The organism is Methanobacteriaceae archaeon, from assembly GCA_030656015.1.
GTDB lineage: Archaea > Methanobacteriota > Methanobacteria > Methanobacteriales > Methanobacteriaceae > UBA349.
Map to the genome: position 1 here is coordinate 157,317 of JAUSNX010000004.1, position 14,834 is coordinate 172,150.

Consider the following 14,834-nt stretch of genomic DNA (forward strand, 5'->3'; position numbering starts at 1 on the left):
ATAGGGCAATTTTTAATTTTCGCATCATAATCACCCCGAAGTCGTATTTTTAACAGTGACTGTAGAAAAGTCCTCAATTACATTAACCGTGACAATACCAGTTTTTTTATCAACTTTTATGTCAGCCGCCACAATAGGAGAAACTTGTGTTCCAGGAATAGTAGTTCGTTTTACAAATGTCTCAGCATTTAGAATAGCCTCATTTAAAGGAACTTGGCGCTTAGTAGTAACTAGAACATCGCCATTAATATAACTACCCGATCTAAAACCCGCTGCAGCAATATTATTTTTTATGGAGAGCAAAGGAACAATATCATTTCCTTTAATTATAACGCCAGCTATTGGTGTCCCCTGTGCATCTTCAGTGGATGAAGCATAAGCCATATAAGTCATAGTACGGCCAGATACAATAAGCATGAAGGCCAATAATAATATTATTAATGTATCCCTTCTAATTTTTAAAAACATTCAATATTCACCCTTAAAATGTGTTAATATAAATTTGAGATTATAATTAATTATATTTAATTAATTCTAAATTATATTTAATAATCTAAGAATTATTCTTAATTTTATCTATTTATTCAATTATTTAAATTTAAATATTCTTTTATTAAAGATATATGCTTAATTAAAGATTTTTCAAGTATAGAAGAATTTTTAGATTTATAATCAATTTATTAATTGATTTTTGATTTAATTTTTTAATCAAATAATGCTATAAACTGATAATTAAGGATAAAAATGATAATAAATTAAATATTATAGATATACTATATAAATATATTATAGCAAATGATTATCTATTTAACATATAAGTATTTTTTGTAATTCATTATTCATTTTGTTATTGTAGGATAGTTTAAAAATAATATCAAGAATCACACTAATTGGATATTAAATTGAATAGAATCGTAAGTCAATTAATTTGAGTCTTAATTAAATCTGAAGCAGGATCCATTCCCTGAGCACCAATTAATAAAATAGTATCCTGAAAATCCGCCATAGACAATACATTTTTTAATGATGCATTCAATGTTTCCTCAAAAATGTACTCAATCTGCTGCGATTTTAGGGTTTCCAAAAAGATTTTTTTTTCATGTTCTTCTACCGTATTTAAATTGTCAACTACATCACTGCTAGCAGAAACAATTAGACCATAATCTAAATCTAATTCATTTAAAGATTCAGCTAAAGCTTGAGAATTAATTTGATTAATTTCATCACCCCTAGATCCCCTAATAGAACAAACAACCCATAATTTACTTTTCATATCAGGAGATACTGGAAATTCGTCATGGGGTGTAGTATTTGAATTAGATGAGTTATGATCATATACAAAATCGGCGGCACTTTTAATAGTGGCCTTTATTCCGTCAGGATTGTGGGCAAAATCATCAATTATTCGTGGATTTTCGTTAATTATCGAAAATCTCCTATTTAAAGCATGGTATAAAATAATACCATGAGTAATATCCTCCAAAGGAACTTTCAAAGAAATACATGCTGAAATAGCAGCTAATGTATTTTCAATAAAGTGCTGGCTTTTAAATGGTAAATCTTTAGTTTCGATTAATAGTTCTCCTTTAAAGAAAATACCTCCAGAATTAATGTCAGAACCATCAAATTCCAGATCACAGCCAGTTCCATGATAAAAAGGAGTTATCTGAGAATTTAAAGACTCACCCATTTTTCTAACCAGTGCATCATTGAAATTCAGGACCACCACTCCAGATTCCATAGCCCTGACCGCACCATAAATCTCATCAAATACCTCATCCATAGAATTAACCAGACCGATATGGTCCATGGCCACATTAGTAATAACTAAAACCTCAGGATTTATAGCTTGAGTCATAAAATAAGCATGGTCTTTCATTACATTATCTAACCATCCCTGAACTTCAGAAACTTCAATTGTTAAAGCATCTATTTCCGGACCCGAACGCCCATTAATCTGATTATCATGACATTTTAAGCTGGATTTTTCTAGATTTTGTGCAAATTCAGATATCTGTTTAGATACCATAGGATCTATTAATGTGTTAAATTCAGATTTAGAGTCAGTATTAGTGTAAATATTCCATTTAGCAGTTTTAAGAATGTGATAAATCATATGAGTTGTTGTTGATTTACCATTAGTTCCAGTAATTACCACCCTATGGGATTCCGGAGCAAATTCATTAATGGCCCATTTTAAAGCAAACGCATTAGCAATTTCTATTTTTTCAACTAGAATTAAAGACATTCCATATTTTATGGCCAGCTCAGTTGCTCCTTCTCGAGCATCTTGAGTTATTATGCCAGAAACTCCCTTTTTAAAAGCAATTCTAATTCCTTCCTCGTTGATCCAGTGCCTTATAATAATATCCCCACAATTAGAATCACCTAAGGTATTGAAAATGCCAGTGAAAAGATTATCTGGGCCAAATAATTTCCCTGAAATATTATCAGCAATGGTGGAGGCTAAAAAATTTGAATTATAATTTATATGGCGTGTTTCCATGAAATTTTACCTCAGTTAGAGAAAGATTGATAAAAATAAAGACCTATGGCACATATTATTAGAGTTAAAACCCAGTAGATTAGAACAATTTTCTTTTCAGAAAGTCCTTTATAATGTAAAGTATGGTGTAATGGTTCTACAGGGAGTTTTATTATGTGAGCTCTGTGCATCAAACTTATAATTACTGAAACAATAGGGACTGCTAGGGCAAGAACACCAAAGTAAGCCGTATCGGTGAGCATAACTGCTGCCGCATATCCTCCACCTAAAGCAAAAGATCCAGTATCTCCCATGAAAATACTTGCAGGATAGCGATTAAAGGCCAAAAAACCTAAACTTAATCCGGTTAAAGCAATAAATGGGATGGAAAAGGCAAAATTACCATTTAAATTCAGGAAAATAGCACATGAAGCTGAGGCAATGGTTATTATTCCTGCAGCCAGGCCATCCATACCATCTATAAGGTTAACTGCATTGATTGCTCCAATGATTCCAATTATAACAATAGGAATAACCAAAAATCCCAGAGAAAATCCACCAATTGTTGTTACTGCACCAGTGCCTACTAAGAATAGTGCGATGATAAATTGAGCCAGAATTTTTTCGCTCTCCTTAACCTCGCTTTTAATAGGGGCCTCCCCAACAACTTCAACATTTCCAGTTTTTAAAAGTCCTTCTAAATCATTTTTTGCTTTTTCAGTGGCAGCACGGGCTTCTTCACCAGGTTTTAGAGATAGCTGACCAATTTCAACAGGAAATTTTGAGATGTTTTTAACAATTTTTTGCAGTTCTTTGGTTTTTAAGCCAATTAAATCATCAAGTAATCCTACTAAGCCTGCAGTCATCATTATAAAACAAGTTATAATCAAATAAGTGTTTTTGAAATATATACAAGATACAAAAAGTGCTGCCATGAGGATTCCAATACCACCCATGGTAGGAGTGCCTGCTTTGTGGCGATGTTCTGTTACAATAGGACTGTCCGATATATTAGCGTTTTTAAGAATTTTTTTGATAAATGCTGTGAAAAAGAGGGATGCTAATAGAGCTAATGCTAGCACCACCCATCCATTTTGAAGAGAATCCAAATTATCACCTTATTAAATAAAATACAATTGATAACTGATATCATTATCCAGTTTGTAATTGAAATATGAGATTATTTCTATTTAAAATTTTATTTAACCTAGTCTTAATAACCAATTAATATTATTAAGACCAAATTTTGATTAATATTATTAAATAACTTAATGTTTTAAAGAAGTTATGATTCCATAAGTAATTTTCATCTATTAACTAATTGATAAAACAATAATTTAAATATTTTATGATAATCTTTTATTCATCATTTATTTAAGTTTTGACAATTTAGATTTTATTGATTAGATTAATTATAAAAATAAAATAAGATGAAAATAAGATATTAAAACAATTAAACTAGAATAATAAAATTAAAATTTATTTAAATCTATTTTAAGCATTTCTACGGTTTTATAAGTACTTTTTTGATCTTTACCTCGAATAGTGACTCGTTCATAATTTTTTGGGCCGTGTACAACCCATGAATCAAAGCCACTGAAGTTTTGAGAAGAATTATCACAATTTGGACCTTTAAATTCACCTACTGGAATTTCGAGGGAATAATAATTTTTCATTCTGTTTTTAACATCATTAACATCCCATTTCCCTAAGGCCATATCCACCATTTCATTAAGAGGATTAATATCAGAACTGGCAGCAGTAAGGTATCTAGTACCACTAGGGCGAGTATTCATTTCTATAGCATATAATTTCCCAGATGATGGCTCGAATATCATATCAACATCAGTATTACCTTCTGATCCCATTAAATTTGTTATTTTTAGAGCCAATTCTCTGGCCAATTCATTGGAAAGTCCAGGGATATCAGCTGGTGCATATTTAACCTTATCTAAGGGATGAAGGCATTCTAAAGTAGTTTTACCCTTACAGACAACAACCAATGGTACTGATTTTCCATTCCACCTTAAAACCTCTACCGAAATTTCAAATCCATCAATAAATTGTTCTATAATGGCCCCATCATATTTTTGGAAGTAAGTTTCCACATCTTCCTTATTTTTGGCCACCATTATTCCTACTCCACCCTGGCCCTCACTTTGTTTTAATACACATGGAAATTTAATTTTAGAAGATTTACTTGCTAAAAAATCAGAATTATGTATTTTATCTGAATTTTCTGAATTATATATGATTTGATAATCGGGAGTATTTATATTATTTTTAGCAAAAAATTCCTTGGTTTTTATTTTACTGGTGGCCATAGAAGCTGCAGATTCATTAGAAGCAACTACTGGAATTCCATACTCTTTTTCCAGCACATTCTTCATTTTTCCTAGATCCATTAAAGGCCCATCTATCCCGATTAAAGGTAGAACCGCATCAACATCTTCTTTAATGGCCAGCTCCATAGGTGCTTCCATTCCTCGAGGCACTATATGGACTTTGTCGGGAAGTTTTAGATTAGGTGAATCTGAATTTGATTCAGACATTATGCTGTTAATGCCCTTTTCCTGGACATAATCTACCACTCCATGGTATAATCTTGCTCCGATAAATAAAATCTTCATTATATCACTTTTAAAAGAAAATTATCTATTATTTGAATTTCTATTATTAATAAATTAAAATAGAATATTTGGTCCTGAAGATATTTTATAAGATATTTTTATTAAATTAAGCCATCCCATTCTTAATAAACTTAATAGCTTATTCAATATAAAATTTTTTAATATATTGTTTGATATCTTAGATTTAATTAAATATTGTGGATATTGAAATTTATAATTAAAACATATATTAACAATTTATATTAGATTTAAATCATTAAAAATATTTTTAAAAACATCTACTAATTTATTAACACTTATTTGAACTTTTTCTGTTATTTCTTCACCCAATTCCATTTTTTGAGGTTGTATCCCTAATAAAATGATTTTAAAAGAAGAAGTCGTCTCTAAATATTTAATTAAAAATGAAATAGGCATAGAATGAGTAGATACATTATATTGGGAGATTTTTTCCTTTGATATGACTTCCATATCTCCCGGAGCAGCATTCATTTCCACTGCATCAATTAAAATAACATGGGATGGATTTTCCTTGCGTATAGTTCCTGTAAAATTTTCTGGAACAATTCCCCCATCAATTACAATCACTTTAGAGGCGTTTTTAGTTATTTTAGAAAATTTATTAGCAAATAAAGGACCTAAACCGTCATCACCTCTTAATTCATTCCCAATGGTCAAAATTAGAAGCTTTTGGCAGTTTTCAAGAAATATCTTTAATTTTGGTTCTAATTGTATCTAAACCACCTCCCATAACATAAGATAAATTCAGTTTAAGTTTTTCATTCTTATTTAAATCTATTTCTTCTATGGGTACAAATAGAGGTGGATTAAGCATGGGAGTAGGGCCACAAATCAAATTAGGCTCGATTAATGTAAAAGATGTGAGTTTTATGGCATTTATTTTTCCCGGAATCGAAATTGTAAATTCAATATCCACATTAACATGTTCTTCAATAGACGGTTCAAAAATAATCTTATTAAAAATAACTAAATTTCCCCTATTTTGATACTTTGGAAAATTTATATCATCAACATCCTGATAGCAAATTCTCGGGCTTTGCATAAATATAGGTTCGGCCCCATTTAAAACACAGCAGGGTATTACAGTGCCTGATGGTTTTAGATAATTTAAAGCTTTATTTAAAACAGGAATCTGTTCTTCATCAATTAAAGCCGTATCTAACATTTCACAGATAATCAAATCTGCTTTTTGGGTAAATTCAAAATCCATTATATCCGTATTAATCACCTGGACATTATGCCATTTTTCAAGATTTTTTTTGGCACATTCTGATGATTTAGGATTCTTTTCTAATGCAAAAATAAAATTAGAGGTAGGGGCAGCGAAATAAGAAAGAATTCCACTCCCCGTACCAAGGTCATACACTACATCCCACTTATTATCAAAGATAGCCTCATAAAAGGCCGATAATCTCTCAGTATCTTTTAAGAGATCATAATGATAGGGTGTAGTTAAAAATTTCATTGATTTTATTGGTTTAAATTTAGAAAAAATCAATTTGAAATTATTCGTGATCAAGATGTTGTCCAGTTGCAGTACTGGTTAATCTCACATGGTCTACACCTTTTAACCTCATCATTTTTTCGGTTAGGTTTCTAATGTATCCCACATCTCCTTTAACAACAACAACTTCCAGACAATACTTGTCAGTCATGTGCACGTGCATTACAGCATTAATATAATCTCGGTAATCATGCTGAATATCCGCTAAATCTTCCATAACACCAGTATAGTGGTGGTCATATATTACTGCGATAATTCCAATACGTTCGCCTTCCATTTCATTCATCCATTGATAACGGACAATGTAATCTTTTAAAGCGTCTCTTATACCTTTAGATCTTGATTGGTATCCTCGATCTTTTAATACTTCATCAAATTCACTTAACAGTTTCTTGGGTAGTGACATACTTATTCTCATCATAATGTTCCCCCGTAGGTTATTATATTAATAATCTATCATCATATTTATACTTTTTTTCTGAAGCAATATTGTTGAAAGCAAACAATAGTATAATATTAATTTGAATATTGGTGTGTAGTAATAATATTTGTGTATAGTTGTACTATATAAATAATTCGTTCGATTTATTGAAAAAATTCGATAATCAGATAAGTCCATTTTAGAAATCAACCCATATAAAACCTTTTTCAATTGAAAATTTTTGAGGGAAAATCCATTAAAGCAAAATATAAAGGTAAAATGAAACAGATTAAAACTGAGGGATAAAATGAAGGTTAAAGAAGCAATGAATAACGAAGTTATTACTATAAGTCCTTATACCCTGCCTCTGGAAGCATTTGAGAAAATGTATAAACATGGCGTGAGAAGGCTATTTGTATTGGATGATGAAAATAAACCTATTGGTGTTGTATCTTATACTGACCTTATTGGAGTATTAGGAACCATAAAACCAGGACCTCAAGAAGCAGAAGATATTAAGGTATCTGAAATTATGGTAGAAAAGGTAATAACCATATCTGCCGATGATGCTATAGAAGACGCTGCCAATTTAATGTTAAGGGCGGATATTTCTGGTCTTCTAGTAATAAAAGATGAAAATCCAGTGGGTGTTATAACAAAAACGGATATTTGTCGAATGGTAGCTGCAGAACTTTTAGTTCCTTCTTAAATGCAAATTATATTTTATCTATTTTTAATTAATATTATTCAATTTTATACTTATTCTAATTTCAAAACAAATATTATCTTGCCAAACTAGATAAATGAGAATTGTAACTAGATAAAGATAATTAAATAAGGAGAATTTGAATGAACCAAAAATTAGAAGATGAATTTGTAAAGAATTTAAAGGGTGGTTCAATACTCTCAAAATTTGCCATTTCTAATAAAACAATTAAGCTGACCAAGCATGGAAATGAATATCTTGATGTAACACTTTCTGATAAAACAGGCAAAATAACTGGCAGAATGTTTTCCAATGGAAAATTAAATTCTATGATACAGGAAATTGAAAATGGGGATATCTGTACTATAAGAGGAAATATTGAAGAATATCAGGGCCGACTTAATTTAAAAATCTCAGAAATGATAGGATGTTCTGCCGAAGAATTTGATAAAAAGGATTTTCTACATTCCTCAGAGAAAAACACAGATAAGCTAATGGAAGTCATTGCAGACACCATAAATCAAATGAAAAATCCACAGCTGAAAAATCTTCTGAAACTATTTTTTGATGATGAAAAATTTAAAAATGAATTTTGCAGTGCCCCCGCAGCAGTGCGAATGCATCACAATTATATTGGTGGCCTTTTAGAGCATACATCTCAAGTTTTAATATTATGTAAAACTATATGCCAAAATTATCCAGAACTTGATAATGATCTCCTTTTTACAGGAGCTATTTTGCATGACATTGGCAAAATGAAAATTTACCGACAGAATGGATTCAGCATAGAATACACTGAAGATGGGCTTCTCCTGGAACATATATACATTTCAGCCCAGATGGTTAAAGAACGGGCAAATAAAATTTTAATTAGTGAAGAAACTGTGAAAAAGGTAATCCATCTTATTTTAAGTCATCATGGAGATGTGAGTAATGGTTGGGGTTCAGCAGTGAGTCCATTTTTACCAGAAGCCACAGCTTTGCATTACGCCGATAATTTAGATGCTAAAGTGAAAATAGCACTGGATAAACAAAAATAATCACCAAAGCAATAATAAAAGAAAAAAAAGAATTAGTTTACTAAAAAAAACTAAATAAAAGTTTTTATATCGTGATTAAATTTGATTTGAGAATATAATAGATTTAATGGATTAAATACCGGTGCAGACATGATAACCATAACCAAAAAAGAAAACGTGGTTTTCAACCAGATAAAATATCTTCAAATGGAATATACTGGTGGTATATCTGAAAATATACTTAAAATGGAAATTGATATTACAGAACACCATTTCAAAGATGTTTTAGACGATTTAGAGCAGAAAAATCTCATTATTCGTGAAAATGGGAAGATCAAAGCTTTACCTGTTAGTAAAAAAATTTCTGTGGTTGAAACCCGTAAAGAAGTAAAAACTGCAGAATTAGATCAAATGGAATTAGATGCTCTAGATATAATCCGAAATTTATCTAAAGAAGATGGTTTGGTTTCCAGATACATTTTAGAAGGAAATTTATTATACGGAAAACTAAAAGTAAGTAATTTTAGAATGTACCATATAATAATATCCCTTGAAAATAAAGGAATCTTGAAAAAAATTAAAAAAAGTGACGGAGAATATTATCAGGTCACTGCAGAAGTTTAATTTTGGAATTGATTTAAAATAATTTACAATTATAGTTATTTAATAAATTAATTTTAAATTCCAATTTCTAATAAAAAGTATTAAAAATTAAATTAAAGAAATTATTTAAAGACTAATTAGAAATTAATCTTCAATATCAACACCTTGAGTAATAGACAGCTTTCTAAGCCATCCAATATCGCTCTTATAAAGCATTCTGATATCTTTTATACCTAACCTAATCATAGCTAGTCTTTCAATACCCAAGCCAAAGGCAGCTACCGGCGTTTCTATTCCTAGTGGTTCCAAAACCTCAGGACGGAACATTCCCGCGCCCCCTAATTCAATCCAGCTCTCTTTTTCAGGCAGATAAATCTCACATTCAGTAGAAAGATAAGTGTAAGGGAAATATGCCGGCCGGAATCTAACTTCAAATCCTAATTTTTTGTAAAACTCTTTCAGTATACCTAAAAGATTTCTAAAGTTAATTTCATCCCCGGCTACAATTCCTTCTACTTGATGAAACTCTGGAAGATGCTTGTAAGTAATAGTTTCTCGTCTAAATACTTTTCCAACTGAAAACATCTTTAAAGGTGGTTCATTTTCTGCTAAAAATCTTGCAGAAACACCAGTAGTGTGAGTCCTTAAAACAGATTGCTTGGCAACTTCCTTATCCCATAAATAGCCCCAACCTTCAGAACCAGTGCCACCACCGTCTTGATGGGCCTGGGCCACATTAGAAACAAGATTTTCATCAGGAAGCTGAGAATGGGAAGGATTTTTAATATAAAATGTGTCCTGCATTTCCCGAGCAGCATGATCCTGAGGCTGGAATAAACAATCAAAGTTCCAGAAAGCAGATTCAAGAATAGGTCCTTTTGATTCGTCAAAGCCTAAATTAAGGAATACATTCCGTATTTCTTCAATTATCCTTCTTAAAGGATGCATTTTACCAGGATTGAATTCTGGATATTCTGCTTTTACATCATATCCCCTATATTTAAGGCTTTTCCAATCACCTGATTTTAATTGTTGGTGGGTGAGTTGAGTAGCCTCTTCCTGAATGACAATCCCTTTGGCCAGAATATCTTGACCTTTATCAGTCAAAATAAAAGTGTGAGATGTATTTTTATCAATATCAATCAGACCTTTCCTGCTTTTTAGTAATTTAAAACCTTGCTGAAGATCATGATCAAGAACATTCAGAGACATCTGGCCTTTTTCTAAAAGAGAGGATAATAATTTTTCATCTTCCTGTAAATTATCAGCCATTTCTTTACCATTATCAGTTATGGTAACTTCTCCCTGGTTGATTTTAGCCCACTGCTTTCTAACTAACCAACCCACACCAATTTTAACATCAGAAGGATTTAATCCAGATTTCACTCCCAAATCTTTCATATGTACAGAACCCTCCTGTTGGAGAAGGTTTAAAAGCTTTCTCTCAGGTAAGCCCTCTTGGGCATAATTTTCACCATCATCAGAGAGACTCAAAGTTTCTTCGATATCCTTTCTAACATAAATAATGTCTTTAGAGGCTAAAGAACCGGCAGCACTCATAACAGACTTTATATCCAATTTTTGAGTATTTACAACCTCTTCAGGAGTAAGTGATTTTTTTGATGATTCTAAAGATTTTAAAACCTTTTTTTCGTAAAGGTGTAATTCATTGATAATTCTGTCAATGTCTTCCATGTGATTGACTCCATTTTAATTAGGATTAAAATAACTAATTTAAGTTATTATCTTAGTTATTAAGTAAATATAATTAATTAAATATTTTTTTTAAAATTATAGTTTTATGAATTCTAATAATTTTATGATTTCAATTTTAATAAATTTTTATAAGCATGAAATAATTTGCAAATTAATTCTTTAGGGATTAATCATTATAATTCTGGTAATCGCTTAAAAATGCAACCATTATGGATGCCGCAGTTATATCTGCCGTTGTTCCGGGGTTTAAGTTATTAAGGGATAGTTCTTTATCAAACGTTCTAAGGGCATTCTCACCATCAGGAGTTAGTATGCCTCCCAGGTCCAATATTTTTTTAGCATCACGAGATACTTGCTGGGCTTTTTGGTGGCCATATTTTCTAGAGATTAATGTATCTGGAAATTGAGATAATATGGTTAAAAATGTTTGTACAGTGGCAGAATTTATTCCATAATTAGTTTGTATCCGTTTAAAAGTTGGAAAACCCGTTTCGAATGTGACTGGCATAGAAGTGGTTAATTCACTGGCCAAAAGATCCCAGCCAGCCGAAATTTTTAAAATATCAAACATATTTATTTTATTTTCCAGCAATTCAATTTGTGACTGGTCACTGGTAACATCCAGATTCTCACGCTCACCCATACCTCCAGCATCGGCCAGAGCTATTGATTTATATAGATTAACTGCATCTTCAGGGGTGGTGTAAGCCATTATTTTGGTAAAATTGGTTCTAAGATGGAAAAAATCATCATTCATGGCTGCAGCAGCAGATAGTGGTGTTAACATCATTATAATTCCCAAATTAGTGTTATTATCCACCCATTTATTTGTTTCCTTCACAGCATCTAGTATCAATTCCCCCAGTTTTATATGGGAAAAATCAAGATTTTCATTGGCCTTTTGACCTCTTAAAGCAGCTTTACGCATTACATCCCCAATAACCACACCACTAATAAGAAAATCTTCAAATACCATGTCATGGAAATCCTGGGTTCGGTGAACATTACCTGGTTTAGGATGGCCACTAACTTCCAGAACCGAAGCAATCTGGGCGGATTTAGCAATATAATCTGGATCCATAGTTATCACTCGTTTTTTGGTTATTTAAAGATTATTATAAATGTATTAATCCATTTAATAAATTATTTTGAAATAATTAATATTCACCTTAATATTCGTCAATTAAATCAATTTAAATTACTAATTAATTGATAATATATTTATTATTAGTACTTATTTTTTTAAAATTTCTAAAAAGTGTGGAGTAAAGTTAGAAATTATTAAATCAGCCCCCGCACGCTTAATAGAGAGTATGGACTCAAATATTGCATCTTCAGTTAGATATCCGGCTTCAATCCCTGCTTTAAGCATGGAATACTCACCACTAACACTATAAGCTGCTGTTGGAACATTAAATTCGTCTTTAACTGATTTTATAATGTCCAAATAGGACAAAGCAGGTTTAACCATTAATATATCTGCCCCTTCCATTAAATCAAGTTCAGCTTCCCTTAATGCTTCCAGTGCATTTGATGGATCCATTTGATATGTTTTTCTATCACCGAATGATGGAGCAGAGGAAACTGCTTCCCTAAATGGTGCATAAAAAGCAGATGCGTATTTGGCTGCATAAGACATGATAATTGTATCTTGAAACTCGTTAATATCAAGTAAATCTCTTATAGCCTCCACTCTACCATCCATCATGTCTGAAGGGGCCACCACATCAGCTCCTGCCTCTGCATGAGATAAGGCAGTCCGGGCCAGGTTTTCCAGAGATTCATCATTGAGTATATGGTCATTTTCAATAATTCCACAGTGCCCATGAGTAGTGTACTGGCAAAGACAGACATCAGTCATAACCACTAGATTCGTCTCTTCCTTAATCTCCCTTACAGCTCTTTGAACAATTCCATTCTCCTCAAAGGCCGATGTCCCATACTGGTCCTTTTTAGAAGGCATTCCAAATAATAGTATGGATGATAGGCCTTTCTCTTCCAGAAGTTTGGCTTCCTGTACGGCACTACTTAAAGAAAATCTGTTTTCCCCAGGCATAGTTTTAATAGGCTCTACTTGGCCTTTTTTGAGGTCTTCCTTTACAAACATAGGATAAATGAAGTTCTCTTTTCTAAGAGTTGTTTCTCGTAGAATATTTCTTATCTGTGGACTTTTTCTCAAACGACGCATTCTAGTAATGGGGAATTCCATTTTAAATCACCTGATTAATAAAGCAAATTAATTAAAATTGGATATAAAATGTTTTAAGTAATTTATTCAATTTATAATTAAGTAAAAAAACTAATTAGTAAATATTCAATTTATTTAATTAATTATTTCCTTAATTCCATTAAAGGATTATCCACACCATAAGGCTTTTTCTGATAATATCTTTTAGCATGCTCCACAATAAGAGCATGATATTCCTGGAAAATCGGGACATCACAAGGCAAATTAGATTCAAATAATTTCTTGACCTCATGATATTTGGCATTCTCCCCAATAAGGCCCAGATGATAAAATATTCTCTTTGTGTAGGCATCGACCACAAATTCAGGTTGTTTATAGGCATAGAGAAGAATTGAATCCGCTGTTTCCTCCCCCACCCCTTTTACAGTTAATATCTCTTTTCTAATTGGAACAGCACCATTTAGACCTATGAAAAATTTTGCAACTTCTTGAATATAAACCGATTTTTGATTTAAAAATCCTGCACATCGAATGGCCTCTTTTAGATCATTCAAATCAATATTAATTATTTTTTCTGGATTGATGGCTCTTAATTCATAGAGGTTTTTTAGAGCCTTTTCTGCAGAAGTCCATGCGGTATTCTGGGTCAAAATGGCACCTAACATGATTTCGAATCTCTGATTATCAGTTTGAGGCAAATCATAATCTTCAGGATGATATCCTTTTATAGATCCAGTTTTAGTAGGATTATCGCCCTGAAAACCCATTAAAGGCCACCAACCCTGTGGACCATAGAGAGAGAATAATTTCTCATAGATATCCATCAGTTGTCTACCTGGTCTTTTTATCATAATATAACTTCTAAAAAACATTATATAAACTATATCCATTTATAAAATTTAATTAAATAAATGAATTTACTAAATAATTTAATTTATTAAGAAAATATTAGAATATTAAAAAAATTAAAAGAGGAATTTTAGAAATGATAATTGAGTGTGAAAAATGCATATTGCGAAAATGGCAACGTTCTGATCTCCCGAATTTAGTTAAGTATGCCAATAATCCTAAAATATCCAATAATATGCGTGATTCATTTCCCAACCCTTACACCATGAAGAAAGGAGAAGAATGGTTGAAACTCTCCAAAATGAGTAATAAAACCCATAATTTTGCAATAACAATAAATAATGAGGTCGTGGGAGGAGTAGGTCTAGAAGTTGGAAGAGATATTGAGAGAATATCTGCCGAAGCAGGTTACTGGATAGCTGAGGAATACTGGAGCCAGGGAATCACTTCTTCTGCATTAAAAGGACTTTTAAAATATGGGTTCGATAATTTAAAGCTGGAAAGAATATTTTCCACACCTTTTGGCCACAATATTGCTTCTAGAAAAGTTTTAGAAAAAAATGGATTTATTTTAGAAGGTATAATGCGAAATAGCGTTATAAAATCTGGTAAAATTTATAATAAAGCATTATATTCTATTATTAAGGAAGATTATTTTAAAGATTAGCTTATGAATTTACTATTCTTAATCT

At 31.6% G+C, this 14,834-nt stretch carries 15 protein-coding genes; 4 read left to right on the plus strand and 11 right to left on the minus strand.

Going from position 1 to position 14,834, the window contains the following annotated elements; translation table 11 throughout:
* Positions 1 to 30 precede the first annotated feature (30 nt).
* From Q7I96_03955 to nikR, 7 genes are all read right to left on the minus strand, one after another.
* On the minus strand, positions 31 to 468 hold the full coding sequence (locus Q7I96_03955) for a hypothetical protein (protein MDO9626767.1): 438 nt from the start codon (positions 466 to 468) through the stop codon (positions 31 to 33).
* A gap of 451 nt (positions 469 to 919) precedes the next feature.
* Complete coding sequence (locus Q7I96_03960; protein ID MDO9626768.1) at positions 920 to 2,506, minus strand: Mur ligase family protein; 1,587 nt, start codon at positions 2,504 to 2,506, stop codon at positions 920 to 922.
* A gap of 11 nt (positions 2,507 to 2,517) precedes the next feature.
* Complete coding sequence (locus Q7I96_03965; GenBank protein MDO9626769.1) at positions 2,518 to 3,570, minus strand: phospho-N-acetylmuramoyl-pentapeptide-transferase; 1,053 nt, start codon at positions 3,568 to 3,570, stop codon at positions 2,518 to 2,520.
* A gap of 387 nt (positions 3,571 to 3,957) precedes the next feature.
* Entirely contained in the window at positions 3,958 to 5,115 is a 1,158-nt protein-coding gene (locus Q7I96_03970; protein MDO9626770.1) for an ATP-grasp domain-containing protein, read from the minus strand.
* Positions 5,116 to 5,352: 237 nt separating this feature from the next.
* Complete coding sequence (gene hycI / locus Q7I96_03975; protein MDO9626771.1) at positions 5,353 to 5,793, minus strand: hydrogenase maturation peptidase HycI; 441 nt, start codon at positions 5,791 to 5,793, stop codon at positions 5,353 to 5,355.
* Between the two features lie 22 nt (positions 5,794 to 5,815).
* Positions 5,816 to 6,601: a methyltransferase domain-containing protein gene (locus Q7I96_03980; GenBank protein MDO9626772.1), complete on the minus strand. Its 786-nt coding sequence runs from the start codon at positions 6,599 to 6,601 to the stop codon at positions 5,816 to 5,818.
* 40 nt (positions 6,602 to 6,641) lie between these two features.
* Positions 6,642 to 7,061, minus strand: a complete 420-nt coding sequence (nikR, locus tag Q7I96_03985) for a nickel-responsive transcriptional regulator NikR (protein MDO9626773.1) — start codon at positions 7,059 to 7,061, stop codon at positions 6,642 to 6,644.
* 307 nt (positions 7,062 to 7,368) lie between these two features.
* Between nikR and Q7I96_03990 the strand changes: the two genes are divergently transcribed.
* The 3 genes from Q7I96_03990 to Q7I96_04000 all read left to right on the plus strand — a co-directional run bounded on the left by Q7I96_03990 (position 7,369) and on the right by Q7I96_04000 (position 9,410).
* Positions 7,369 to 7,770 carry a CBS domain-containing protein gene (locus tag Q7I96_03990; GenBank protein MDO9626774.1) on the plus strand — a complete coding sequence of 134 codons (402 nt, stop codon included), beginning with the start codon at positions 7,369 to 7,371 and terminating at the stop codon, positions 7,768 to 7,770.
* Positions 7,771 to 7,910: 140 nt separating this feature from the next.
* Positions 7,911 to 8,807, plus strand: a complete 897-nt coding sequence (locus Q7I96_03995; protein MDO9626775.1) for an HD domain-containing protein — start codon at positions 7,911 to 7,913, stop codon at positions 8,805 to 8,807.
* 129 nt (positions 8,808 to 8,936) lie between these two features.
* The gene (locus tag Q7I96_04000) at positions 8,937 to 9,410 is read left to right on the plus strand and encodes a hypothetical protein (GenBank protein ID MDO9626776.1); all 474 of its coding nucleotides are present in this window, start codon (positions 8,937 to 8,939) and stop codon (positions 9,408 to 9,410) included.
* 123 nt (positions 9,411 to 9,533) lie between these two features.
* Here the strand turns inward: Q7I96_04000 and Q7I96_04005 are convergent, their stop codons facing one another.
* From Q7I96_04005 to Q7I96_04020, 4 genes are all read right to left on the minus strand, one after another.
* On the minus strand, positions 9,534 to 11,084 hold the full coding sequence (locus tag Q7I96_04005; GenBank protein ID MDO9626777.1) for a phenylalanine--tRNA ligase subunit alpha: 1,551 nt from the start codon (positions 11,082 to 11,084) through the stop codon (positions 9,534 to 9,536).
* A 187-nt stretch (positions 11,085 to 11,271) separates the two neighbouring features.
* Positions 11,272 to 12,186, minus strand: coding sequence for a triphosphoribosyl-dephospho-CoA synthase (locus tag Q7I96_04010; protein ID MDO9626778.1), 915 nt, complete (start codon positions 12,184 to 12,186; stop codon positions 11,272 to 11,274).
* 153 nt (positions 12,187 to 12,339) lie between these two features.
* Positions 12,340 to 13,314, minus strand: a complete 975-nt coding sequence (gene hemB, locus Q7I96_04015) for a porphobilinogen synthase (GenBank protein ID MDO9626779.1) — start codon at positions 13,312 to 13,314, stop codon at positions 12,340 to 12,342.
* 122 nt (positions 13,315 to 13,436) lie between these two features.
* Positions 13,437 to 14,144, minus strand: a complete 708-nt coding sequence (locus tag Q7I96_04020) for an endonuclease III domain-containing protein (GenBank protein ID MDO9626780.1) — start codon at positions 14,142 to 14,144, stop codon at positions 13,437 to 13,439.
* A gap of 134 nt (positions 14,145 to 14,278) precedes the next feature.
* Between Q7I96_04020 and Q7I96_04025 the strand changes: the two genes are divergently transcribed.
* Positions 14,279 to 14,809 carry a GNAT family N-acetyltransferase gene (locus Q7I96_04025; protein ID MDO9626781.1) on the plus strand — a complete coding sequence of 177 codons (531 nt, stop codon included), beginning with the start codon at positions 14,279 to 14,281 and terminating at the stop codon, positions 14,807 to 14,809.
* Positions 14,810 to 14,834: the final 25 nt, after the last annotated feature.